This is a genomic window from Saccharopolyspora soli (genome assembly GCF_022678645.1).
Lineage (GTDB): Bacteria > Actinomycetota > Actinomycetes > Mycobacteriales > Pseudonocardiaceae > Saccharopolyspora > Saccharopolyspora soli.
The window spans coordinates 1-22,446 of the sequence record NZ_JALBWV010000046.1 but is presented as its reverse complement, the minus strand read 5'-3'; the positions used below and the strand labels follow the sequence as shown (position 1 = coordinate 22,446).

22 protein-coding genes and 2 pseudogenes are annotated in these 22,446 nt (G+C 65.7%); 12 read left to right on the top strand and 12 right to left on the bottom strand.

Annotation, left to right across the window (positions count from 1 at the left end; genetic code table 11):
- The first annotated feature begins 29 nt into the window (after positions 1-29).
- On the top strand, positions 30-1,004 hold the full coding sequence (locus MOQ72_RS29525) for a DNA/RNA non-specific endonuclease (RefSeq protein WP_242189008.1): 975 nt from the start codon (positions 30-32) through the stop codon (positions 1,002-1,004).
- 16 nt (positions 1,005-1,020) lie between these two features.
- Here MOQ72_RS29525 and MOQ72_RS29520 read toward each other — a convergent pair whose 3' ends face one another.
- Positions 1,021-1,362 carry a hypothetical protein gene (locus tag MOQ72_RS29520; RefSeq protein WP_242189007.1) on the bottom strand — a complete coding sequence of 114 codons (342 nt, stop codon included), beginning with the start codon at positions 1,360-1,362 and terminating at the stop codon, positions 1,021-1,023.
- A gap of 261 nt (positions 1,363-1,623) precedes the next feature.
- On the opposite strand from MOQ72_RS29520, the gene MOQ72_RS29515 reads away from it, so the two are divergent.
- The 3 genes from MOQ72_RS29515 (at position 1,624) to MOQ72_RS29505 (ending at position 4,913) form a co-directional block, all read left to right on the top strand.
- The gene (locus MOQ72_RS29515; RefSeq protein WP_242189006.1) at positions 1,624-2,388 is read left to right on the top strand and encodes a hypothetical protein; all 765 of its coding nucleotides are present in this window, start codon (positions 1,624-1,626) and stop codon (positions 2,386-2,388) included.
- 102 nt (positions 2,389-2,490) lie between these two features.
- A complete protein-coding gene (locus MOQ72_RS29510; protein ID WP_242189005.1) occupies positions 2,491-3,801 on the top strand; it encodes an alpha/beta fold hydrolase in 1,311 nt (436 codons plus the stop codon).
- Positions 3,759-4,913 (top strand): hypothetical protein, encoded by a 1,155-nt coding sequence (locus MOQ72_RS29505; protein ID WP_242189004.1) that lies wholly within the window; start codon positions 3,759-3,761, stop codon positions 4,911-4,913. Before MOQ72_RS29510 ends, MOQ72_RS29505 begins: the two co-directional genes overlap by 43 nt.
- Before the next feature lie 35 nt (positions 4,914-4,948).
- On the opposite strand, the gene MOQ72_RS29500 is transcribed toward MOQ72_RS29505, so the two are convergent.
- The 4 genes from MOQ72_RS29500 to MOQ72_RS29485 form a co-directional block, all read right to left on the bottom strand.
- Positions 4,949-5,332, bottom strand: a complete 384-nt coding sequence (locus MOQ72_RS29500; RefSeq protein WP_242189003.1) for a hypothetical protein — start codon at positions 5,330-5,332, stop codon at positions 4,949-4,951.
- A 131-nt stretch (positions 5,333-5,463) separates the two neighbouring features.
- Positions 5,464-6,486, bottom strand: a complete 1,023-nt coding sequence (locus MOQ72_RS29495) for a radical SAM/SPASM domain-containing protein (RefSeq protein WP_242189002.1) — start codon at positions 6,484-6,486, stop codon at positions 5,464-5,466.
- 29 nt (positions 6,487-6,515) lie between these two features.
- Entirely contained in the window at positions 6,516-6,821 is a 306-nt protein-coding gene (locus MOQ72_RS29490) for a hypothetical protein (protein ID WP_242189001.1), read from the bottom strand.
- A gap of 175 nt (positions 6,822-6,996) precedes the next feature.
- The gene (locus MOQ72_RS29485; protein WP_242189000.1) at positions 6,997-7,419 is read right to left on the bottom strand and encodes a winged helix-turn-helix transcriptional regulator; all 423 of its coding nucleotides are present in this window, start codon (positions 7,417-7,419) and stop codon (positions 6,997-6,999) included.
- Positions 7,420-7,562: 143 nt separating this feature from the next.
- Between MOQ72_RS29485 and MOQ72_RS29480 the strand changes: the two genes are divergently transcribed.
- Positions 7,563-8,498 (top strand): alpha/beta hydrolase family protein, encoded by a 936-nt coding sequence (locus MOQ72_RS29480; protein WP_242188999.1) that lies wholly within the window; start codon positions 7,563-7,565, stop codon positions 8,496-8,498.
- On the opposite strand, the gene MOQ72_RS45765 is transcribed toward MOQ72_RS29480, so the two are convergent.
- On the bottom strand, positions 8,396-9,088 hold the full coding sequence (locus tag MOQ72_RS45765; protein WP_372495577.1) for a P27 family phage terminase small subunit: 693 nt from the start codon (positions 9,086-9,088) through the stop codon (positions 8,396-8,398). The two genes, MOQ72_RS29480 and MOQ72_RS45765, sit on opposite strands and share 103 nt — an antisense overlap.
- A 65-nt stretch (positions 9,089-9,153) precedes the next feature.
- Here MOQ72_RS45765 and MOQ72_RS29475 point away from each other — a divergent pair.
- Positions 9,154-9,243 (top strand): annotated as a pseudogene (locus MOQ72_RS29475) (IS982 family transposase); the annotation flags it as partial.
- Between the two features lie 154 nt (positions 9,244-9,397).
- On the opposite strand, the pseudogene MOQ72_RS29470 reads toward MOQ72_RS29475, so the two are convergent.
- Positions 9,398-9,769, bottom strand: a pseudogene (locus MOQ72_RS29470) (hypothetical protein); the annotation flags it as partial.
- A 768-nt stretch (positions 9,770-10,537) separates the two neighbouring features.
- Between MOQ72_RS29470 and MOQ72_RS29465 the strand changes: the two are divergent.
- Genes MOQ72_RS29465 through MOQ72_RS29450 form a run of 4 tightly spaced genes read left to right on the top strand, consistent with a single transcriptional unit; the run spans position 10,538 to position 14,138 of the window.
- Entirely contained in the window at positions 10,538-11,260 is a 723-nt protein-coding gene (locus MOQ72_RS29465) for a response regulator transcription factor (RefSeq protein ID WP_242188998.1), read from the top strand.
- Entirely contained in the window at positions 11,236-12,510 is a 1,275-nt protein-coding gene (locus tag MOQ72_RS29460) for a sensor histidine kinase (RefSeq protein WP_242188997.1), read from the top strand. Before MOQ72_RS29465 ends, MOQ72_RS29460 begins: the two co-directional genes overlap by 25 nt.
- Positions 12,511-12,546: 36 nt before the next feature.
- Positions 12,547-13,173, top strand: coding sequence for a DedA family protein (locus tag MOQ72_RS29455; RefSeq protein WP_242188996.1), 627 nt, complete (start codon positions 12,547-12,549; stop codon positions 13,171-13,173).
- A 2-nt stretch (positions 13,174-13,175) separates the two neighbouring features.
- Positions 13,176-14,138, top strand: a complete 963-nt coding sequence (locus MOQ72_RS29450) for an undecaprenyl-diphosphate phosphatase (protein WP_242189057.1) — start codon at positions 13,176-13,178, stop codon at positions 14,136-14,138.
- A 62-nt stretch (positions 14,139-14,200) separates the two neighbouring features.
- Here the strand turns inward: MOQ72_RS29450 and MOQ72_RS29445 are convergent, their stop codons facing one another.
- The 3 genes from MOQ72_RS29445 to MOQ72_RS29435 are packed head-to-tail and all read right to left on the bottom strand — an operon-like array spanning position 14,201 to position 16,481.
- Positions 14,201-15,640 carry a purine-cytosine permease family protein gene (locus tag MOQ72_RS29445; RefSeq protein ID WP_242188995.1) on the bottom strand — a complete coding sequence of 480 codons (1,440 nt, stop codon included), beginning with the start codon at positions 15,638-15,640 and terminating at the stop codon, positions 14,201-14,203.
- A 20-nt stretch (positions 15,641-15,660) separates the two neighbouring features.
- Positions 15,661-15,807, bottom strand: a complete 147-nt coding sequence (locus MOQ72_RS29440; protein WP_242188994.1) for a hypothetical protein — start codon at positions 15,805-15,807, stop codon at positions 15,661-15,663.
- Positions 15,804-16,481 carry a cysteine hydrolase family protein gene (locus tag MOQ72_RS29435; RefSeq protein WP_242188993.1) on the bottom strand — a complete coding sequence of 226 codons (678 nt, stop codon included), beginning with the start codon at positions 16,479-16,481 and terminating at the stop codon, positions 15,804-15,806. Before MOQ72_RS29435 ends, MOQ72_RS29440 begins: the two co-directional genes overlap by 4 nt.
- Positions 16,482-17,445: 964 nt before the next feature.
- Here MOQ72_RS29435 and MOQ72_RS29430 point away from each other — a divergent pair.
- Together MOQ72_RS29430 and MOQ72_RS29425 are read left to right on the top strand one after the other, a co-directional pair.
- Positions 17,446-17,988, top strand: a complete 543-nt coding sequence (locus MOQ72_RS29430) for a cupin domain-containing protein (protein WP_242188992.1) — start codon at positions 17,446-17,448, stop codon at positions 17,986-17,988.
- A gap of 130 nt (positions 17,989-18,118) precedes the next feature.
- Entirely contained in the window at positions 18,119-19,591 is a 1,473-nt protein-coding gene (locus MOQ72_RS29425) for a catalase (protein ID WP_242188991.1), read from the top strand.
- Between the two features lie 221 nt (positions 19,592-19,812).
- Here the strand turns inward: MOQ72_RS29425 and MOQ72_RS29420 are convergent, their stop codons facing one another.
- Together MOQ72_RS29420 and MOQ72_RS29415 are read right to left on the bottom strand one after the other, a co-directional pair.
- On the bottom strand, positions 19,813-20,985 hold the full coding sequence (locus tag MOQ72_RS29420) for a sulfite oxidase (RefSeq protein WP_242188990.1): 1,173 nt from the start codon (positions 20,983-20,985) through the stop codon (positions 19,813-19,815).
- 142 nt (positions 20,986-21,127) lie between these two features.
- The gene (locus MOQ72_RS29415; RefSeq protein WP_242188989.1) at positions 21,128-22,039 is read right to left on the bottom strand and encodes a LysR family transcriptional regulator; all 912 of its coding nucleotides are present in this window, start codon (positions 22,037-22,039) and stop codon (positions 21,128-21,130) included.
- Positions 22,040-22,446: the final 407 nt, after the last annotated feature.

Sequence of the window (22,446 nt, the reverse complement as noted above, 5' to 3'; positions counted from 1 at the left end):
GCATCGGCTACGCCACGAAAGGCCCGATCATGCAACTCACGCGACCCAAGTTGTCGGTTCCGCTCAACATCACGATAGAAATCGGAGAATCGGCCACCGCCGAAGCCGCTCAGGTCGAGGTCCTCGAAGGTTCGGCGCTGGAAATCGCTCGCCCGCACTCCTATTACGAGGGCTACACCGGCTACGACCCAGGATTCCTCGGACCCGAGCTGCCGCTACCGGAACTCTCCAACGAACAACGCCGCAACGCGGCGAAGATCGATGACGCGCCGCCCGGCGAAGATCCCGCCGTCCTCCCCTACACGCACTTCAGCATCGTCGTCAATCGACGCCGCCAACTCGCCTACTACACGGTCGTGAACATCGACGGCAACAAGAGCGCCGATTTCGAGCGGCGGGCCGACAAGTGGTACTTCGACCCCCGCATCGCGGAATCGGAGCAGATCGGCGAGTCGCTCTACCGGCGCAACGCGCTGGACCGGGGACATCTGGTTCGGCGGCTCGATCCGGTCTGGGGCGATGACCTGGCACGGGCGAACGACGACACGTTCCACTTCACGAACTGCGCGCCGCAGCACGAGAAGTTCAACCAGGGGAAAGAACTCTGGCAGGGCCTGGAGAACTTCGTCCTGGAGAACGCGGACCTCACGGACAAGAAGATAACCGTGTTCACCGGCCCGGTCATGTCCGACGATGACCCGCTGTACAAGGGCGCCCGGCTTCCACTGGCGTTCTGGAAGGTCATCGCCTACTGCAAACCCGGTGGTGCGCTTGCCATTTCGGGTTACATGCTTGAGCAGACGCAATTGATCGAAGACATGCTCACCTTCGAAGCGGTCTTCGACGCCGGAACGTACCGCATCTCGCTGGCGCAACTGCGAGAACGCACCGGTCTTGACTTCCAGTACCTCGAACCGCACGAAACCCCCTTGACGTCGGACGGGCTCGAAGCACGAGCGGACCGGGTGCGCTTGCACGACGACTACTCAAACCTGGTGCTCTAGCTTGGATTCGAACGGTTCACCGCTCGATCCGGTCCATGATGTTGCGCAGTGCTTCCGGAGATGTCTCCCCGAGGGGCTGGCAGTGGAACGCCTCGCGGCCGTCGGCTGTCATGATCAGGAGGTGGACTGGCGATCCCGGTACGAGCAGCCGCAGGAGCAGGTCAGCGAGCTCGTGGTAACCAGTGGTCAGCACCACCACTTCCGCTCCTGTGCTGTTGATCGCCAGCGCGACCTGCCGAGCGCGGTCCGAGTTCTGGGCGGTGCCAACGATGTCGCCGCCAGGCCGCTGCGTCAGCGCGGCTCGAATGATCTCACGCATCATGCGCGGCATGTCGATGAGGAAGATCCTGGTGTTCATGATGAGAACTCCTCGCCTCCCGCACATCATCACCTCGCGGCCCGGACAGCAGAATGATCCCGGCGGTACCAAAGAAGGTTCAGAGCCGCAGCCACTCGTGGCGCAGTGAGTCCTGCTCGCGACCGGCGGGCGTGAACACGCTTGGATCCTGTTTGGATCGATGTGCTCATTGCTCGTGCATGCGCGGCATTGGCTTACTGGTCGTAGCGGCCCGCACCTCGGCGAAGGCGCCGGTGCCAAGCAGCGCGAGTGGAGGAAACCATGCGGTACCGTCCGATCGATCGAGATCCAGATGACGAGCGCCTGGGGCGTTTTCTCCCCGACGACTGGCGCCACGTCGAGAAGTACCCGTTGACCGCTACGAGTCGACCCGCGCGCGTACCGGTGGTGATCGGCGTCAACTGGTACGCCGAATTCGACCGTCCCCGAGCTGACCGGGACGGTGTTCAGTTCGTGGCCCGCGCGGGGGCGAAATCGCTCACCAGGGTTCGCGGCGGGCATGCCGTGTGCCTGGAACCTGGCGGAGAACCGGACCGCGAGCAGTGGTGGAAGTTCTACGACCAGGGCAGCGAGGGGGCCTGCGTCGGCTTCGCCTGGTCCCGGTGCATGACGATCCTCAACGAGGAGTTGTACTCGGCCCGGTGGTTGTGGGATCGGGCCAAGCAGCACGATCAGTGGCCGGAGACCGAACCGGGGGATTCCAACGGAACGTCCTGCCGCGCGGCGGCCGAGGTGCTGGCCTCGGCAGGGCACGTCGACTGGGCGGACTCCAACGCCGACGACGACCACATCGAGCGATCCGACTACGTCGCCGACGCGGACGACGGCATCAAGGTGTTCCGCTGGGCGCAGTCGGTTGATGACGTGCATGCCGTGCTCGGCAACACCCGCGCGGACGAACTCGGGGCCGTACCGATCCTGAACTCGTGGGGCACCGGCTACCCGCACCGGGTGTGGCTGCCGGACGAGGTCCTGGACCGATTGATGCGCGAGGACGGCGAAATCGCCGTACCAACGGACCGCTAGCGTCCGGCGCGAGCTTGCTGCGCACGGTTGCTCATCCGCGATTTCTGGTCGACCTCGGGGAGCGCTGCCGGTGCGACACCCCTGCGATTCGGGGGAGGAGAGATGGAGTCACAGATCGGCGGTGTGCCGTACTGGGAGGTCGAGTTCGACGCGAAGGGCGCGCTCCGCCAAGGCGGAAATCTGCCCGAGACCATCGCGACGACGGGGCTGCGCGAGCTTTTCGTCTTCAGCCACGGCTGGAACAGCTCCTTCGACGGAGCACGTGAGCTGTACTCGGCGATGTTCGGGCTCATCGCAGGGATGCTCTCGACGGCGCAACGGGCGAATACGGGGTTCGTCGGCGTGCTGTGGCCAGCGTTGCTGTTCCCGGAAGACGCCCCCGCCGAGACCGGTCCTCCGGTCCCGCGGTCATCGGCGCCCCAGGTCCTGGGCGCGCTGGCTTCCCCACACCCCGCCGAAAAGATGTCCTCGGGTGCCGACCTCGCGAAAGCGCTCGCCCCCGCCTTTCCGAACCAGGAGGAGCGGGTGGAGCAGATCGGCCAACTGCTCGACCAGCAGCCGCAGGACCGGGACCGGCTGTTGGAGTTCCTGCGCCTGGCGAGAGGACTCGTGACCACCTCCGACAACGCCCCGGAAGACGACGGGGAAGCAGCTGTGCTGAACGCGCCACCGGGCCGGGTGTTCGACGCGATGGCCGCACTCGCACCCGTCGACGGTGGTATTGCGCAGCAGCCGAATCCGTTCGGCCGGATGTGGCAGGGAGCGCGAGAGGCGTTGCGGGTCCTCAGCTATTACGAGATGAAGGAACGCGCCGGGGTGGTCGGCCGCGACGGCCTCGGCCCCCTGCTCGGACAGGTGGCGCACGCCATCCCCGGTGCGCGCGTGCATCTCCTCGGCCACAGCTTCGGCGCCCGGCTCGTCTCGTTCGCCCTCCAGGGCCTCCCAGCTGAGCGGCGCCCGGTGAAATCCCTGTACCTGATCCAGGGCGCGTTCAGCCACTTCGCGTTCGCATCGCGAGCACCAGTGCGGGACGGCGCCGGTGTGCTGGCCGATTGCGCCGACCGGGTCGACGGTCCGCTCCTGTGCACGTTCAGCGAGGCCGACCGGGCGGTCGGCTGGTGGTATCCCAACGCCAGCAGGCTGGCCTGGCAGGACGCCGAGCTGATGGACCGGATCAACTACCGCTGGGGAGCGATGGGCCACGACGGCTACCAGCAGCGCGACGCCAAGACCGTCACGATGGCCGGGCAGGGCACGGACTACGGGTTCCAGCCGGGTGCGTTCTACCGCCTTGACGCCAACGACGTCATCAAGCGGAACCTGTCCTGGTTCGCCCAGGCCCACAGCGACATCCGACACCCGGAGGTGGCGTGGGCCGCGGTCTCGGCCGCTCGTTCGACGGGCGAGCCGTGAACACCGCGCGAAGCACCAGCCAGGACGCCGTTTCACGACGCCCCGGTTGGCGATGGCCTTGGGGGTTCAGAGCGTTCGCCCGCATCGACGAGCTGCGGGCGTTCGTGGACTGGGCGGAGAACTGCTCCGCGCCGAGCGAGCTGTGCACCGAGAAGTTGGCGGCAAGCGCCCGGAATCACCTCAAGTGCGCGCAGAACGACGTCGGGCGCACGCGGTGGCCGCGGCGGGCGCACGGGGTGGACAGCGGGCTCGCCCACATCCACGATGCCCACCTCCTCGTACTGCGGATGGTCTCGCTCGAAGACCTCCACGGCATGCTGCCCGACCTCCTCATGCTGATCGAGGAGAACCTGCCGAGCGGGGACCGGCGCCGGTTGTCCGTCGAGAGGATCTTCAAGAGTTCGGAGGGCGGAAGGCTCACCCACTCGCAGCGACAGACCGTGATCGATGCGGTGCGCGAGGCGTACCGGGTTCAGCAGCGCGAGGTCGTCCGGGAGCGCAGCTTCGCGCAACTCGTGTGGTGGTGGACCTTCGGGCTGCTATGCCTGGCGATCACGATCGCGATCGTCGCTGCCATCAATCAGAAACTGCTGCCGATCTGCTTCGGTCCCACCCTCAACGTGCCAGCAACCCAACTGCCGGTCGAACCACCCCGAGAACTGATAGTCGTGTGTCCCCTCGGCCAGCACCGGTTCGAAGGGAACTTGGACGAAAGCTTCGAGCTCGCCGCGTCGAGGGGTGACTACGTGGTCGTCGAAGCAATCGGATTCCTCGCGGCGGCGGTGACCGCGGCGGCTGCACTGCACCAGCTGAGGGGCAGCCCAACGGCATCCAACGTGCCGCTCGCGCTCGCCTCCCTCAAGCTGCCCGCCGGAGCGCTGACGGCGATCCTCGGTCTCCTGCTAATGCGCGGAGAGTTCGTACCCGGCTTGACGTCCCTCGATTCGTCGGCCCAGATCATCGGCTGGGCGGTCATCTTCGGAGCAGCACAACACCTGTTCACAAAGGTAGTAGACGCCCGAGGCCGAGAAGTCATGGAAGCAGTACCAAGCCCCCAACCCACAACCCAAGCTGCACCGGCGAAACGAGAACCCCTCTACGGCCGAACGTGAACCCAGCGCATTTCCCTACCACTGGTCGGCCTGGCTCATTCCTCCAGTTGGCACACCCGGCGAGTGCAATAGATGTAGCCGTTGGAGCCGTGGCCGCAGATATATCTGGCATCCCAGCAGTACATCCGCGTGTGATGATCATGACTCACGCCCTCAGGCCCGGCGCCGATCGTAATCTCCACACCTTGTGGCTTGTTCTCCCCGTATTCAGCCAGGCGTTCCAGGTAGGCGAGGCTGGCCGCATGGATCGCCTCGACGTGTTCGGAAATTTCCTTTTCCAGTCGAGCAAGCGGTTCCGGCGCCATTGTTGAAGTTTTGGTGGCTGGTGACTCGTTCATCGCGAACTCCCCCGTGCCGAAGCCATATCCCCAGGTCTTCAGAAGCAAGCGCCCCAAGGCTGGCAGAGCCAGACCATTCATAATAGAGACTTTGGTCCTTGCGGGACGAATTGGAATATGCCGCATCGGCACTTTCGCGGTCGTGCGCACGCTCCATGACGCGCGACTCGACGACTGCCGCGGATGTCGGATGTCCTTCGCGCAACCCGGCGTCACCGCGGCACATCCGGCATGCAGTCCCACTGCGGAGTGCAGGACTGCGGGCATTGCGTCGGGTTGCAGTAATGCGGGGAGCAAGACGAGGAATCCGGATCGCAGCTCTGCTCGCAAGGGGCGCAATCATCGATCTTCGGAAGCCAGGCGGTTTCGAAGATATCTTTGCGCGTATCCTTGAGACGCATTCCATCGACAATTTCGGCGAGCGACTCGTCGAGAATGTTGCCAACCGGCCATTGCCGAGCCATGACGCACGGGTAGACAACTCCGTCGGGTGCCACGCAGAGCTTGCCATCCCAACAATGACCGCAGAGCGCGGACATGCGAGCTCGTCCGCCTGTGACCGCTTCGCCGCGTCCGAACTCCCGAACATGGGACCCGCGCACGCTCCCGACGCCAAGATCTTCCAGGAACTGCCTGGTTCGCCCGATCTCCGACTCGTCCTGTCGAATATTGATCATCGCAGCTCGGGTGGTCACACCACTGTTGATCAACCGTTTGAGATTCGCGATGGTACGCGCATGACTGGTTCTCACCGTGGTGATCGCATCATGCGCAGCCGGATCGTACGAGTAGACCGAAGTCGCGAAGCATATCCCGTTGAGCTCCGCGAAGCGGAGCACGTCCTCGGTCAGTCTGGTCAGATTCGTGAACACCTCGATGAATTCGAATCCGATCTCGTTGGCACGCGAGAGCAGCCTCATGAAGTCGCGACTGAGCTGCGGTTCTCCTCCGATGAACTGGATCCTGCGACAGCCGATGCGGTACGCATCCACCATGAGGGACTCATAATCCACTGCGGTCAGCACGTCGCGGTGTCCGCTGGCCGGATGGGACTCGGTGTAGCAGTGAACACATCTCAGATTGCACCGGTTGGTGAGCTCCACCCACAGAAAATCAAGACCACGACCTTCTCGATCGACGTCATCCGCATTTTTCGCGATGCGATCGCCAAGATTCATTGCGCCCCCTGAAATCTTCACAACACGCCGTCGACGTGCGCGATCATCGACAGGCACGACCCGTCCCACCAGGCGTGGACGAGCAGTTATCGAACCCGGTAGACCTTCCACTTGCCACCGGTATTGACGAGGAAGTAGATCAAGAAGGCGGATCGGGGCGACTTCTGCTCCTTCTTGCTGCTCACGTAAGTCTCCCTGACAAAGACCGCGGTGGCACCATCCGACTCCTCTTGCGCATGGAGCACCTCGGTCGTCATATCGTCGATCGACAGATAACTTTCACTGGCCGCAAACGGCACATCAACCAGTTGAGTTGAAAGAAACTGCTCCGGATCCCGCTTGCGCACGGCCTCGTCGCGAACTCTGAACAGTTCCCGAATACCATCGTCCACGATTTCCCCCAACGCCTGTGAAGTGATCGATTCGCCTCCGCCGAATCGCCGGACAGACCGTCAAATACCCTACATTCGAACGAAAATCGGAGCATCTCGATCAGCTGCCGACCAACAGTGCGGACTATCAATACCTGAGTGCCCGCGGTGGACAATCGGTAGTGATCGGTACGCGCTAGCGAATGTCGTGGTCGGGGTGGGTCTGGTCGTACTGGTGCCGGGCCTCGGCAATGACGGCGCGATGGGCGAGAGACCAGTCGGCGAGCGCTTTGACCAGCTGGGTCAGGCTGGTCCCGGTCTCGGTCAGGCGGTAGTCAACCTGAGCTGGGACGGTCGGGTACGCGGTGCGGAGGACGAGTCCGTCGCGTTCCAGCCTGCGCACTGTGAGGGTGAGCATGCGCTGGGAGATGCCGTCGATCGCGCGTTGCAGTTCACGGAATCGGCGCGGCCCACCGGCGAGCTCAACGATCACGAGTACCGACCACTTGTCCCCGATGCGGTCCAGCACATCGCGCATCCCGCAGTCCGGGCGATCTTCGTGCCCGCCGGGATCGCGGTCGGCGGGTGCGGCGGTTACCTCGGTGTGCGTGGGTGACATCGAACTTCCTTCTTGTAGCTGGTACGCGGGCGGGACAGGATCAACCGTAGTTACCGAAGAGAACCACAACGGCACCGAGACCACTTGCGACCCCCGATACTCCTGCCACCTCAACCGCGAACCAGCTAGAAGGAAGTCTTCCCATGACCGAATCTGACACGGCGACGGCCGTCAGCGCACCCACTCCAATCGTCTCGGTGAAGCCCGTAGTGCTGGAAGCACCGGGCCGTGGTGCGGACTTGCGGGTGAAGATCTCGGCGCCGACGGCCGGGAGCGGACTGCCGATCATCCTCTTCTCCCACGGATTCGGCTCGTCACTGGACGGCTACGGCCCCTTGGTCGACTTCTGGGCTGCTCACGGCTTCGTGGTGATTCAGCCCACCCATCTCGACTCCAGGGGTGTGGCCCTTCCCCAGGAAGATCCACGCACACCACGGCTCTGGCGGTTGCGCGTCGAGGACATGAAACGCATCCTCGACCAGCTCGATCTGCTGGAAGCTGCCGTTCCCGGTCTCAGCGGTCGCCTCGACCGAAGCCGCATCGCCGCGGCCGGACACTCCTTCGGCGGCCAGACAGCGGGCAATCTGCTGGGCCTGCGCGTCCTCGATCCGGTGAGCAAGAAGGAAGAGGACCTGTCCGACTCGCGGATCAAAGCGGGCGTGCTGCTCGCCACGGCAGGAAAGGGCGGAGCCGACCTGACGCCATTCGCAGTCGAGAACTTCCCGTTCATGAACCCGAACTTCGCGAACATGACCACACCGGCCCTAGTAGTCGCCGGGGACAAGGACGACTCCCCGCTGTCCGTCAGGGGACCGGAGTGGCTCGCCGACCCGTACTTCCTGAGCCCGGGTGACAAGAGCCTGCTCATTCTGTTCGGAGCCGAACACTCGCTCGGCGGGATCACCGGTTACGAGGTCAAGGAAACAACGGACGAAAACCCTGAACGTGTCGCCCTGATCCAGCGCGTCACCTGGGCCTACCTCCGCCGTGCACTCGGTATCGAGGATTCAAGCTGGACGGCAGCCCAGCAGGCCTTGTCGGAGAGCACCGCCCCGATGGGCAGGATCGAATCCAAGTGAAGCTGGCCAATGGCCCGTTCCGCACTCTTCCGACGCTGTCCGCTCATGCGGATGCACGAAGATCCGATCGTCCGGTCTCGCCCTGGTGCAACGCCATGGCCCCGAACACCACGAGAAGGCCCACCTGCGAGGATGTGTGCCCCCGGTCGGGTTCGAACCGACACTTGGACGTTTCCGGATCTAGCCGTGCTGGAGCGTAGCTGATCGCGCTGAGCTGCGGTGATACGCATCTCGCCGTGTGGCTCACCGTGGTTCACCGCACCCTGCAGCGGGCCATAAACGATGGTTGTCACCAGGCAGCTTCGACAACCACGCCGGTCGGCCGGTGTCAACGTCGTCGGGGAACAGCCACACCAGCGCGCGACGGGTGGGGCGACCTCAGTCGACGGTGTCAGCCCGAAGTGCGCCGCAAACCCACGCAGTTCCGTCCCGGCCGCTTTCGCGATCCCGACCGCCGGATTCGTGGTGGTCCACTCGGATTCGGTGCCGTCCTTGCGGGTCGACCGGTTCACGATCGTCAGCCCGTTGGCCTGTACGTCCCGGGTCGCCTCGACGAACCGCGCCCACGTCTCGCAGTACGCGGCCAGCACCACAAGTTCCGCGCGTGCCGCTCAATGCATCAGGGGATGGCCGGGTGCGGGGCTGAGTCCGAGCGGTGCAGTGCGGCCGGTCGCGTCCCACCGCGACGCGGTCGAACTCCGGCGGTTGGGCGAATTACGGGTACTGCGCGTCTCATTCGCGGTTTTCAGGGCGACCGCGAAGAAGTCACGTTGGTCCGGTTTCAGATAGCGGTCGGCGGCCCCGCTCATGGTGGGCAGTAGTTTCGTCGATGCGGTGCCCGGGAGGTCCGGCCGATAGGTGGCGAACGTGACCATCTGCGAGTGGATGTCGAGCTCCATCCCGCGCACGATCCCGGCCTGTACCATTGCGGCGGCCAGTGTCGTGAGCGTGAGCTTGTCGCCCGCCACGTAGATCAAATTGCCGGACCGATCAGTCCCGATGCCGGAACGCCAGGTGAACTGGAACTGGTTGCTCGCGCTACCCCAATGCCCGGCCGGGTTCTCCTGCAGCCCCGGTACCGGTGCACCGTTGTCCACCACCAGATCCAGGTTCTGCCGCACGGCCTGGACATCCGGCCCCAGGACCGCATCACGACCCCACTGCGCGACCGACACCGTGCCGTCGGTGTGCACGATCACCGAAGCGGCGCCGTCTTGCAGCGGCGGGCTCTGCACACCGTCGGCGTAGACGCCGCAGGTGCAGTCCTTCATCTTGAAACCGGAGTTGAACGTCGCCAGCAGGCTTGACCGCCATGCGTTCGGCACCGTTCCCCCGTCCGGCCCGGCCGCCCCACGCGGTTCCTTCGTCCCGGTGATCAGCTTCGTCCGCACCAGACGCTGGTTCAGCCAAGCTACCCCGGCCACCACACTGGCATGCGCGGGATCAGGCCGGATGAACGTGGTGTAGTCGGCGGTCGCGCCGCTGGGCACGCGTGCACCCGGTATCCACTTCCCCTCGCCCGGCAGCGAGGAGGCCGACACCGGCAGGTCCGCGGGCCGCAGACCCGACACCGGACCCTGGCCCAACGGATCCGCCTGCGGCAGGGCCCCAGCCGACGGCGGGGCCGCCGACGGCGGATGTCGCGTGTACCACCAGTTCTCGATCGAGTTCACGACACCGCCGAGACCGATGGAGCGCACCCAGTCGACCGTGCGCACGCTGAAGGACGCATTTCCCGGATACGTCAGCGCCCGGGCGTAGGTCACCCCGGGATAGATCAGCAGTGCGGCCATCGCCAGGGCTAAGGTCCGTCCGCGCATCTTCATGCCCTGACGGTAGAAACGCCTGGGTATGCAACGGGAAAGGGCAAGATTAGCCAGTGGCAAATTCACCGCGGAAGCAGCGAGCGCAGCGTTGCACCGCCGCCTCCCGCATAGCCCGGCGTGATGAAAACGACATGAGCGAGCAAGCCACGGTGACTTGTCGTCGGGGCAACGCGGCACCGACGCTCCTATCCGCGCTCGGTCTACCCTGCGCTCATGTCGCGGTTACTTGTGGTCGAGGACGACGAGACGATCGGCCAGGTTCTCGCGTCGAGCCTGCGCCGGCACGGCTTCACCGTGCGGTGGGAGCCCACCGGTACGGGCGGGCTCTCTGCCGCGGGCGTCGATGACTTCGACCTCGTGCTGCTCGACCTCGGGCTGCCGGATCTCGACGGGGTCGAGGTCTGCCGTCGGCTGCGGGCCAGCCAGCCCCGGACGGTGCTGGTGATCCTCACCGCCCGCCAGGACGAGATGGACGTGGTCGTCGGGCTGGAAGCCGGAGCCGACGACTACCTCACCAAACCCGTTCGGCTCGCCGAGCTGTTGGCCCGCGTCCGCGCGCACCTGCGTCGCGGGCCGGTCAGCGCCGGGGCCCCGCAGATCGCGGTCGGCGCGTTGCAGGTGGACACCGCCGCGCGACGGGCGAGCCTCGCCGGACACGAGATCCCGTTGCGTGCCAAGGAGTTCGATCTCCTCGCGCGGCTCGCCGAGACCCCGGGGGCCGCGGTCAGCCGCGACGTGCTGATGACCGACGTGTGGGACGCGCACTGGTATGGCTCGACGAAGACCCTCGACGTGCATATCGCGGCGCTGCGCCGCAAGTTGGCCGAGGCCGCCGACTCTGCCGATCAGGCCCCGCGGATCTCGACGCTGCGCGGTCACGGCTACCGGCTGGAACATCCGGAGGAGGGGTCGTGCGCAAGCGGATCGTCGCGCTGACGGTCGCAGCCGCGGTGCTCGCGATCAGCCTCTTCGGGCTGCCGCTCGCGGTCGGTGTCGCCAAGTACTACCTGGACGACGAGCGGGCCGAGCTGGAGCGGGCTGCCGACTCCGCGGCCCTGTTGGTCGCCGACGCGCTCGCGCACGACCAGCAGGTGCGCCAGCTACCCGCGACCGACACGGATACCGAGCTCGGCGTGTACTCGCGGGACGGCGCGCTGCTGGCGGGTTCCGGTCCGGCGACCGCCGACGCGATCGTGACCGAGGCCTACCGCGGCGACCCGACGCGGGGAAACTCGGACGGGGACGTGGTGTTCGCCACCTCAGTCACCGACAACGGCGCCCAAGTCGGCGTGGTCCGGGCGGCGGCCCCGCTCACCGAGTTCTACCTGCGCACCGGCGTGACCTGGCTGGCGATGCTGGGACTGGCCGTGGCGGCCGTCGCCCTGACCTGGCTGGTCGCGCGCCGGATGGCCGCCCGTCTCGCCCATCCGCTTGAGGAGCTTTCGATCGCGGCGCGGCGGCTGGGAGAGGGCGACTTCACGGTGCGGGCCCGCAACGCCGGGATCGTCGAGATCGACTCGGTCGGCGCCGCGCTGGACACCACCGCGCAGCGCATCGGCGAGATGCTCGACCGGGAACGCGCCTTCTCCGCCAACGCTTCCCACCAGCTGCGCACGCCGCTGACCGGACTGCGGCTCCAGCTGGAGGCGGCCCTGGACTCCCCGGACATCGAGGCCCGCGTGGCGATCCGCGACGGGATCGCCACGGCTGATCGGCTGGAACGCACCATCAACGATCTGCTGGTCCTGGCCCGCGACACCGGTTCCGGCCCCGAAACGGCCGATCTGGACGAGCTGTTCACGGAGATCGAAGAGAGCTGGCGCGGCCTGCTCGCTGCGCACGGACGGGAATTGCGCGTCGCAGTCGAAGACGCCCCGGCACCCCGCGCGGCCGCGGCCGCGATCCGCCAGATCCTCACCGTGCTGGCGGACAACGCGGTCGTCCACGGCCGCGGAACCGTTACCGTCACGGCACGTGACGCGGGCGACGCACTGGCTGTGGACGTTTCCGACGAGGGCCCTGGCATCGGAGCGGAGCGTGACCTGTTCGCCCGACGGCACGACACCGACTCCGGACACGGCATTGGGCTGGCGCTGGCCCGCAGCCTGGCCGAAGCCGAAGGCGGGCGGCTGTGGTTGAGCAAACCCGCACCGCCCACCTTCACCCTGCTGCTGCCGATCGATTAGCAATCCGTTAACCCGTCGACCCCGAGACTGCGATGCGTGAATCCACTCGACCCGCACAGCCTCCTAGCGGCCTTCGGCCCGCTGGGCGTCGCTGTCGTTCTGTTCGCCGAAACGGGGCTCCTGATCGGCTTCTTCCTGCCCGGTGACTCCCTGCTGTTCACCGCGGGCCTGCTGTGCGCGACAACGTCCGGTGCCGCGCTGCACCTGTCGCTGCCGTGGGTCCTGCTAGCGGCGGCCGCGGGTGCAGTACTCGGCGCGCAGACCGGTTATCTGATCGGCCGCCGCGTGGGCCCGACACTGCTGGATCGACCGGACCGCCCGCGCCTGCACGCGGCGACCGCCCGAGCCCGGGAGGCACTAGAACGCTACGGCGTTGGTAAAGCGGTCCTGCTGGCCCGGTTCATCCCGCTGGTGCGGACCGTGCTCAATCCGCTGGCCGGTGCGGTCGGGGTACCGGCTCGCACCTTCGCCGTCTGGCAGGTCGGCGGCGGCTTGCTGTGGGCGCTCGGGGTGCCGATCGCCGGGTATCTGCTGGGCAGTCAGATCCCGAACATCGACACCTACCTGCTGCCGATCATCGCAATCATCGTCGTGCTCTCCCTCATCCCCGTGGCCCGTGAACTGCTCCGCGCGCGCCGAGACTCCAAGGATCCCGTTCCGTGAGCCTGACCTACCTCGAAGCCATCGTCGTGGGCGCCTTCCAGGGCGTCACTGAACTGTTTCCGGTCTCCAGCCTCGGGCACAGCGTGCTCATCCCCGCGCTCGTAGGCGGCCAGTGGGCCCGCGACCTCGACGTATCCGCCCTCGATTCGCCCTACCTCGCGTTCATCGTCGGTCTGCACGTCGCCACCGCCGCGGCCCTGCTGCTGTTCTTCTGGCGCGACTGGATGCGGATCATCGGCGGGCTCTGGACCTCGATCCGGTACCGACGGGTGCGGACGCAGGCCGAGCGCCTGTCCTGGTTGATCATCCTGGCGAGCATCCCCGTGGGCCTGTCAGGACTCCTGCTGGAGCACCTCTTCCGCACCACGCTCGGCAATCCGATCCCGGCGGCGAGCTTCCTGATCGCCAACGGGTTCGTGCTCTACCTCGGCGAGCGACTCCGAAGGCGCGCCGTCCGGGAACCCGCCACCACGACCAGTCGTGCCAGTCGGTCGGTCATGGACCAGCAGACCGACGTGTTGCCCGCCGTAGACGCGGCCACCGAAGTCCTGCCGGTGGTCGCGGTGTCGCCGGATGACCGCCTGACCCGCCTATCCTTCGCGCGAGGCACCCTCATCGGTGCGGCACAAATCCTCGCGCTGTTGCCGGGCATCAGCCGCTCCGGTGCCACCATGGTCGCCGGCCTGCTGGCCGGACTGTCCCATGAGGAAGCCGCGCGGTTCTCCTTCCTGCTGGCCACCCCGGTGATCCTCGCCGCGGGTGTGCTCAAGATCCCCGACCTGCTCGGCCCGCTGGGTGCCGGTATCCACGGACCGGTGCTGGCCGGCAGCGTCGCCTCATTCGCCAGCGCCTACCTGGCCGTACGCTTCCTGACCCGGTACTTCCACACCCGCACGCTGACCCCGTTCGCCGTCTACTGCGGCCTCGCCGGTCTGACCAGCCTGCTCTTGTTGACCCTCGGCTGAACGAGCTTCCGTGGGGGAAGCCCGCCGTGCGGATCACGTGCGAAAGCGCGGCCAACCCTTGCTCAGCTCACCTCACCGGCGGACGGCAGCCGTGACCCTGAGCTCGTGGGAGCCGATTCGGCTGGCTCCCCCTGGGCTTTCGCGGGTGCTGGCTGGTAGCCGCCTGCGGTGCGGCGGGCGAAGAAGATCTTCGCAGCCACGTAGTAGAGCGCACCCGAGACGATCATGCAGGGCAGTGTGGCGGAGATGTATTCGAACAGCGCCATACCGGCGGGGAAGGTCAGCGCGGGGATCCCGCTGAGCCATCCACCGAGGAAAATCCAGACCACCATGCCCACGACCATGCAGCCCACAGCAAGGAGGTTGACGCCCCCCACAAACCGGTATTTGCCCCTCGGGTCGTAGCAGGCGGCGGCGTCGATGTTCTGCTTGCGCAGGAAGAAGTAGTCCGCGAGGGCGATCGCCCAGTAAGGACCGGCAAGTAGCCCGACGAAGACGAGCAACAGGTTGAACATCGCCTGCAGCGAGGTCGCGTAGACGAAAAGGATCGACGGTACGGTCACGATCACGCATACCCAGCGATAGTTCCACTTCGGACCGATGCTGAGAATTCCCATCGAACCCGAGCCGAGCAGGTGGGTGACCGAAGTGACCGTTCCCAGCACGATGATCCCCAGCGCGACCAGACCGAGATCAAGTTTGTTCGACCACTGCGCCGGGTCGACCTCCCCGGTGGCCAGCGTGGCCATCCCGCCGATCACGGCGAACAGGATTCCAGTGACCCCAAGCCCGAGATACGTGCCCCACAAGCCGATTCGTTCACTTCTGGCGAACCGGTTCCAGGAGCCGAGGTAGGGGAACCAGGAGATGGAGAAGGCGAAGATGATCTCGAAGGCACCCATCCAGGACTCGGAACCGTCACCAGGCTTCGTCGCCATCCCGTGCAAGTACCCGCCGGTGAACAGGCGGACGAGGATGTAGACGATGAACGCCAGCAGGATCGGCACCGTGATCTTCGACAGCTGAAACGCCGCCTTCTGGCTGAACATGACGATGATCAGCGGCAGCACGATACCGATGCCCACGGAGTAGAGGGTGTAGTCGCCAGCGAAGGTCAGCCCGCCTCCGACGTTTTCGACGACGAGCTTCATCGCCGATCCGGCCATTGAGGCGAGGATTCCCACCCAGCCGAAGTTAACGCCGACGAGGACGATGACACCGTAGATCGAGCCGCGGTAGCCGAAGGTGGGACGGAGGGACACCATCTCGTCGATGCCGTACCGTGCGCTCCGCTGGGAATCCCATGCACAGAACGCGAGCGCGAGCAGGTAGCCGGTGACGCTGATCATCAGCATGGGCCAGAACCCGAGCCCGAGCGCGTACGAGCTGCCGGAGATGAAGTTGGTCAGCAGCACGTTGCCGCCGGCCCAGAGCCAGAAGATGGACAGGAAGCCCGCGTGCCTGTCTCGGCGAGCGAGCGGGAGGATGGTCTCTTTTGCCATGCGTATCGCCGCCTGAACTCCTATCGCTCTACGTACCAGATGGTGGCGAGCACCAAGGGCACGATCGCGATGAACAGCAGCCAGAGCTGGTCCTTCGCGGTGACACTGGGTGAGTCCTCGGCCACTACCGGCTGCTCGCTGAACTCGGAATCGGCAGGTGTGGTCATGCGGAGATCCCTCCGCTCGAATCGAGCTTGGCGAAGACCTCGTCGAGGGTGTTCGCGGTGAACTGGAGCTGGTCAGGAGCGCTCGATCGCCACCCGCGGTGCGGTTGCCCGCGAAGTTTCCTGATCGCCTGTGCTGCGTCCAGGATCTCGATGTCGTAGACCCAGTTGGCCATCATCAGAATCGCGGCCTGGTGTGAGCCGCTGTTGGTCGCCGCGCAGATGTCCTTGACGAGGTTGACCTGGTAGTCACGCGCGTAGGCGTCGAATACCGTGGTCATCAGGCAGCCATCGGTGACGAAACCGCCAATGACCAGGTGTTTCACCCCGAGGTCTCGCAGCAGCAGATCCAGCGGCGTTTCGTGAAATCCGCTCCACCGGTGCTTGTCGACGACGATGTCCTCGGCGCGGGGAGCCAGTTCGTCGATCACGTCCGCCGCGTCGGAGTCCGACCGGTAGTAGACGGGTTTGCCATCATCGTCCAGCACCTCGTTGTTGGGCAGTCCGATCGCGTCCACCCGGCTCACGTGCCGGGTGTAGACGATCGGGATGCCGAGCTGCCGGCACGTGTCGATGAGCGCGACCGTGGAGGCGACCGCCCGGTCCACGTTCTCGATGCCGTACTTGCTCTCCTTCTGCATGTCGATAAGGACGAGTGCGGTTTTGTGGAGATCCATGAAGCTCTCTGTCTGGTGGATTCAGCGTCGCGGCGGCATCCAGTGCCGATCACGCCTTGCGTTTGACTGCTCACCCATGTGACGAACCCATCGCAGGAGAGGGGTCACTGGCACGGCATCACCGGCGCCTTTTGCCATCGACAACCGTCAAACTCCCGTCGGGCCGAGCGAGCCAGAGCGGGACGCTATGTATGAGATGTTTCCAACGTGTTTCGTAATATCTCGTCCGTGTTTCAATAGTTGACTAATCGTCTATCTCAGCACGAAGTACTCATTCGCAGCGAAAGAGGGCGCACAGATTGATGTTGGTGGGTCCTGGATGTGAGCGCAGGCACGGTGTTTCGGCCGCTCTTAGCGCCCGTCTTTGATCTTGTCTTTGAAGCGGCGCCAACCGCTTAGCCCCCTCCCACAACCGACACCGCCACGGGTAGCGGAACCTCAAACGGCCCTTGGCCCCCCGACCCCCAACACCACGAATGTGCCAGCTCGCAGAGGGTTAGCAATTTCGCGAGAAATTGCGAACTCACACCTGAACGGGAAGGCGCCACAGGCGCTTCAAAGGCAGGCTCTTACCCACCCCGAGGTGCACCGCGTGCTGGTGACCAAAGTCCTGCCGCACCAAGGCGGAGATCATCGAGACATCCGATCTGCCGCGCCTGTCGGGAACCGGCACCCGCTCCTGACCACCGACCCGATCCGGTCGCCTGGTCGCCAATGTCGCCGAGATGGCACCCCTGAACGGCGATCCACCCCGCGACAGGCCTTGAGCATCGCTAGTCCTTTTTGGACTGAATGTGCACGAGCACGCCATGCGCGCCGTCGACACCGCCCAGCGGCGCGCACCGGCAATGAGAACATGCGCGTCCTCGCTTTGCGAGTGGAGGGGCAATCGGCTACGAACGTCGTCTCAGTCCTGTTTTCCCAGCCCGTCTGCCATCGGGTAAGGACTCTGGGAGGAGTTCTCATGGAACATGTCGATTGGGGTCGGCGATCCGTGCTGCTGGCACCTCTGATGGCGGCCATCGCAAGTTGCGGCGAACGTGCCGATCTCTCCGCTGTCAGCGACCTGACCTTCCCCCGCCGTGGTCCCGATCCGAACGAGACCTTCGCGTTGCCCTACGACAGGATGATGTTTCAGGCGTGGGGGAACCTGCCTCCCAGCAGTGGTGAGATTGCCATGCTGTACGGCGATCTCGACAAGCCCGGACCGTATCTGGTGATGATGAGGTGGAACCCAGGTTGGTTCAGCGCACCCCACACCTACGCAACCGATCGCCTGTCCGTCGTGGTGTTCGGAACGTGGTGGGTGAACAGCGGTAACGATTTCGCGCCAAGCGACTCGACTCCCGTCGGCCCCGGCGGATACGTCAGGCGTGTCGCCCGTACTCCCCATTACGACGGTGTCCCGGCGGGCCACCTCGACCCTGCCGTCATCGCCATCTTCGGTATCGGACCCGTTGACATGCAGCTGGTCGACCCGACGAAACCGTCCTGGCGCCAGGTATAGATCCTCAATTCCCACGGAGTTGCCGGGGCAGGGACGCGGCGCGGAACGTCCTGGTTGATGCGGGTCACACGTGGGTAGCCGCTGGGGCACCGTCTCTTGTCCTTGGAAGCGGAATCGGGGGTGCTGGTTAATGAATGACCAACGACCAAACACGACCACGGACGCCGGAATTCCCACAAGCAGTGATGAGCATGCACTCACGGCCGGTCCGGAAGGTCCTGTGCTGCTGCAGGATGCTTACCTGAACGAGAAGCTGGCCCACTTCGTCCGCGAGCGCGTCCCGGATCGCGTGTACCACGTCAAGGGCGGTGGCGCCTTCGGGTACTTCGAGGTGACCGACGACGTTACCCAGTGGACCAAGGCCGCCTTCCTCAACCAGGTGGGCAAGCGCACGCCGATGTTCGTGCGCTTCTCGTCGGTGGCCGGTGAGGAGGGCTATCCGGACTCGGACCGTGACGTGCGCGGCTTCGCTCTCAAGTTCTACACCGAGGAGGGCAACTACGACCTCGTCGGTAACAACACGCCGGTCTTTTTCGTGCGCGACCCCATGAAGTTCCCCGACTTCATTCACTCGCAGGAGCGCATGCCCGATACCGGTCTGCGCAGCAACAACATGCAGTGGGACTTCTGGACGCTTTCGCCCGAGTCAGCCCACCAGGTGGCGATCCTGATGAGCGACCGGGGCGTGCCGCGCACCTGGCGGCACATGCACGGTTTCAGCAGCAGCACGTACCTGTGGGAGAACGCCGGGGGCGAGAAGTTCTGGGTCAAGTACCACTTCAAGACAGAGCAGGGCGTCGAGAACATGACCGACGACGAGGCCCGGGCCATGCGCGCCGAGGACCTCGACTGCCACCGGCGTGACCTGTGGGACGCGATCGCCCGCGCGGACTACCCGTCATGGCGTCTTGAGATGCAGATCATGCCGTACCAAGACGCGGCGGACTACCGCTTCAACCCGTTCGACATCACCAAAGTCTGGCCGCACGCGGATTACCCGACGATCCCCATCGGCCGCATGGTGCTCGACCGCAACCCGGAGAACTTCTTCGCCCAGGTCGTGCAGGCAGGGTTCGAGGTGTCGAACATGGTCCCGGGTATCGGGCCCAGTCCGGACCGGATGGTGCTGGGAAGGATGTTCGCCTACGGCGACTCGAGCCGCTATCGCACCGGCCCGAACTACGCCCAGCTGCCGGTCAACCGGCCGATCAACGAGGTGCACAGCTACAACAAGGACGCCCCGATGTGCTACCGGCACAACAGGAACCAACCGGTATACGCACCGAACAGCTACGGCGGTCCGCACGCCGACCCGCACCGCTACAGTGATCCGAGCTGGTTCGTCGAAGCCTCCGAGATCATGCGCACGGCCTACGTGGCGCACCGGGACGATGACGACTTCATCCAGCCCGGCGCTCTCTACCGCGAGGTGATGTCGCCAACCGATCGGGACCACCTGGTCGGCAACATCGTCTGGCACCTGAGCCAGGGGGTGGAGCGCTCCATCCAGGAGCGCGCGGTCAAGGATTACTGGAGCAAGGTCGACCCCGACCTCGGCACGCGCATCGCCCACGAACTGGGCCTGGCGGTTGCGGCGCGGTAGAAGGGAAAAACCGGTAGCGGTGCCTGGGCAAGGGTTGCCACCCGCGTTCCTGACCGACCCGAAGCCCCCTCATCGTTCGGCACGAGACCTGACCGGTGGGCCGGTTGCATCATGCGAAAGGCGGCCCGCCGATGCGGATTCACGGGAGGCAGGTCCGCTCGTTGGTCGGCGTGAACCGGTAGTCCGGCTCCTGCTCGTTACCGGCCGGCGGGTGTACGAGCTCACATGCCGCGACCGCGCCGGATTCGACCGCAGGCGTTGCCTTCCCGGCCCCCACGAGGCGCCGCTTGTTCGACACGCACCGGGTGCGTCAACACCGAATGGTGGAGATAGCCCAGTTCGTTCCACGAACTGGACTCCGGCTGCGTGTTGCCCTGGTCATCGGTGGCGCGCACCCGGAGGGTGTGTTCGCCGGGCTCCGGATTCCAGCAGAACTGCCAGCGCACCCACACGCCCGGCGTCGCTGGTGAAGTGATCAGTGCGTCTTGCCAGCGACCGTCGTCGATTCGGTACTCGACCCTCGCGACCCGGTTCTCTCCCGCGAACGCTCGTCCGCGGACCGTCTGCGGTTCCGGCCGTAGCCGCGCCGGCCAGGGCAGCTCCACCAGGCTCGTCACGGTGAGCGCATTAATCGCCGGGCCCAGTGCGGGCTCGTCCGCGGGGAAGTCCGGGCCGATCAGCACGTAGTCCTCGGTGTTCCAGGGCACGTACAGGGCGTCTTCCGAGACTTCGATCCGGCCCAGCCACTTGATGCTGGCCGCACCCAGCCACCCGGACACCACGAGGCGGGCCGGGAATCCGTGATCGGCAGGGAGCACCTCCCCGTTCATGGCCAGCGCGACCACGGTGTCGTCGGCCCACGCCTTCGCCAGCGGCATCGGCCGGCGGGCCCGGATCTCATCGAGCCCTTCCGGCATGACCTCGCGTGCGCCGGGTGTGATTCCGGCGGGTTCGAGTAGGTCGCGTAGCCGGACCCCGGTCCATTCGGCGGTGCTGATCGCACCGCGCCCCCATTGGGTGCCGGTGAACCGCCGCCCGATTTCCTCCCCGAACAGCACACGGCGGTTGCCCGCGCACTCGATCGTGCGCACCACGGAAGCCAGCGGGAATCGGCTCCACAGATCGTCGTAGGTGTAGGCAATCGGTTCGCGTACCCCGTTGCCCTCGACGTGGAGCGTCCACGTCGCCGCGTCCAAGCGCGGAGTGGGCGCGTGGCTGCGGATGAAGAACCGATCGTTCGGGGTGAGATGGCCGGGCATGCGGTCCGGTCGGGTCCCGTAGTCCAGGCCCGTACCGGTGTCCTCCATGAGCTCGGCGGGGGTGGGTTTGACGACCTTGCGGTCTGTCTCGAAAGTAGGTGCTGTCGTGGTCGGCGCGCTCATCGATCCTGTCATGAGGCCACTCTGCGCGTGGCCACACATATCCAGTAGACGCCGATCCCCGATGGATGCAGAACTTGGGCTTATGACTCGGACCTGCTTTGGCGCGCGGTCACCGCCCGCGTCGCGGGTGGCTCCGGCACCCGGGCGGCGGCCGTCAGCCAGGGTTCCGCAGTGCGATGGCCAGCAAGTCACGCGCCGGGCCTCGCACATCGTGCCCGGCTGGCCAGATCGCGCGGAGTCGCCGGGTGAGATCGAGGCCGGGCACCGCCAGTCGCACCAGCGTTCCCGCGGCCAGCTCCGCCGCGACCGCGCGCACGCTGAGCACCGCGGGCCCGATTCCGCCCATCGCGGCCGCCTTGATCGCCGTGGTCGACGACACCTCGAGGACCGGAGCGGCCAGGTCGGTGTCGAGTTGTTCGCGCACCGCCTGTTCCCATGCCTGCCGCGTGCCGGAGCCCGGTTCCCGACTGACCAGCGGCGTTGTGGCCAGCTCCGTGGGACGCACACGGCGCCGCCTTGCCCACTCGTGGGATGGCGCGGCCACCACCACCAGCTCGTCGCGCGAGACTTCACGGGACTGCACGCCCGCGGGCACCTGGGGCCCTTCGATGAACCCTATCTCGGCTTCCCCGGCGAGCACCTGCGCGGCGACCTCGGTGGAGTTCCCGCAACTGAGCGCGGTCACCGTGTCGGGGTCGGCCGCCCTTAGCGCGATCAGCCAGCGGGGCAACAGGTATTCGGCGACGGTGAGACTGGCCGCGATGCGCAGATGCGTGTGCCGGTCCACCCGCAAAGCCGCTATCCCGGCTTCGAGATCGGCGGCCCGGTCCAGCACCGGCTGAACCCAACCCGCCACCAGCTCACCCGCGGTCGTCAGCCGCGCACCACGTGCCTCCCGCTTCAGCAGGTGAACGCCGAGTTCGTGCTCCAGGTGCCGCAACCGCGCGCTCGCCGCGGGCTGCGACATCCGGTGCGCCGCTGCCGCGCGCCCGATACTGCCCAGCTCGGCCACGCTCAACAGCAGATCGAAGCTGGTCAGATCACTGACACGCGGGGGCAGTGGCATAGGCACAGTTTATGTGTTGCGCAGAACTCACTGCGCGTCACGAAACGAATTTCGGACCAGGCTGGCCGCCGTCGGTCGCCGGGCACGGTGCGTGACATCCAGGCGGCGGCGCGGGCGTACGTCGAAATCGCAATACGACCTGAGTGGTTGCGAAGGACTTCGCCCGCGTCTATTCCAGAGTGGATGGATCGCTCAAGATCCAACCACCAAATGCCAGTGCGATCGCTCACAGGCTTTGATCCAGAACTGCCGAGCATGCCGAGCCGCCGAACTTGGCACCTGTTGACGAAGGTCGTCTCGGCGCGTCGGCGCAGTAAAAAAAACAGCCGTCGACGAGGGCTTTTACAGCTAGCGGGTAGGTGCGAGGTTTGGGTGGCCGCCAGGGTAGATGGGCGTTACCGGCGACG

Coding starts and splice junctions, on each gene's coding strand:
- MOQ72_RS29525 (WP_242189008.1), top strand. CDS start 30: ATGCAACTCACGCGACCCAAGTTGTCGGTTCCGCTCAACATCACGATA.
- MOQ72_RS29520 (WP_242189007.1), bottom strand. CDS start 1,362: ATGAACACCAGGATCTTCCTCATCGACATGCCGCGCATGATGCGTGAG.
- MOQ72_RS29515 (WP_242189006.1), top strand. CDS start 1,624: ATGCGGTACCGTCCGATCGATCGAGATCCAGATGACGAGCGCCTGGGG.
- MOQ72_RS29510 (WP_242189005.1), top strand. CDS start 2,491: ATGGAGTCACAGATCGGCGGTGTGCCGTACTGGGAGGTCGAGTTCGAC.
- MOQ72_RS29500 (WP_242189003.1), bottom strand. CDS start 5,332: ATGAATGGTCTGGCTCTGCCAGCCTTGGGGCGCTTGCTTCTGAAGACC.
- MOQ72_RS29485 (WP_242189000.1), bottom strand. CDS start 7,419: ATGTCACCCACGCACACCGAGGTAACCGCCGCACCCGCCGACCGCGAT.
- MOQ72_RS29480 (WP_242188999.1), top strand. CDS start 7,563: ATGACCGAATCTGACACGGCGACGGCCGTCAGCGCACCCACTCCAATC.
- MOQ72_RS29465 (WP_242188998.1), top strand. CDS start 10,538: ATGTCGCGGTTACTTGTGGTCGAGGACGACGAGACGATCGGCCAGGTT.
- MOQ72_RS29445 (WP_242188995.1), bottom strand. CDS start 15,640: ATGGCAAAAGAGACCATCCTCCCGCTCGCTCGCCGAGACAGGCACGCG.
- MOQ72_RS29440 (WP_242188994.1), bottom strand. CDS start 15,807: ATGACCACACCTGCCGATTCCGAGTTCAGCGAGCAGCCGGTAGTGGCC.
- MOQ72_RS29435 (WP_242188993.1), bottom strand. CDS start 16,481: ATGGATCTCCACAAAACCGCACTCGTCCTTATCGACATGCAGAAGGAG.
- MOQ72_RS29430 (WP_242188992.1), top strand. CDS start 17,446: ATGGAACATGTCGATTGGGGTCGGCGATCCGTGCTGCTGGCACCTCTG.
- MOQ72_RS29425 (WP_242188991.1), top strand. CDS start 18,119: ATGAATGACCAACGACCAAACACGACCACGGACGCCGGAATTCCCACA.
- MOQ72_RS29420 (WP_242188990.1), bottom strand. CDS start 20,985: ATGACAGGATCGATGAGCGCGCCGACCACGACAGCACCTACTTTCGAG.
- MOQ72_RS29415 (WP_242188989.1), bottom strand. CDS start 22,039: ATGCCACTGCCCCCGCGTGTCAGTGATCTGACCAGCTTCGATCTGCTG.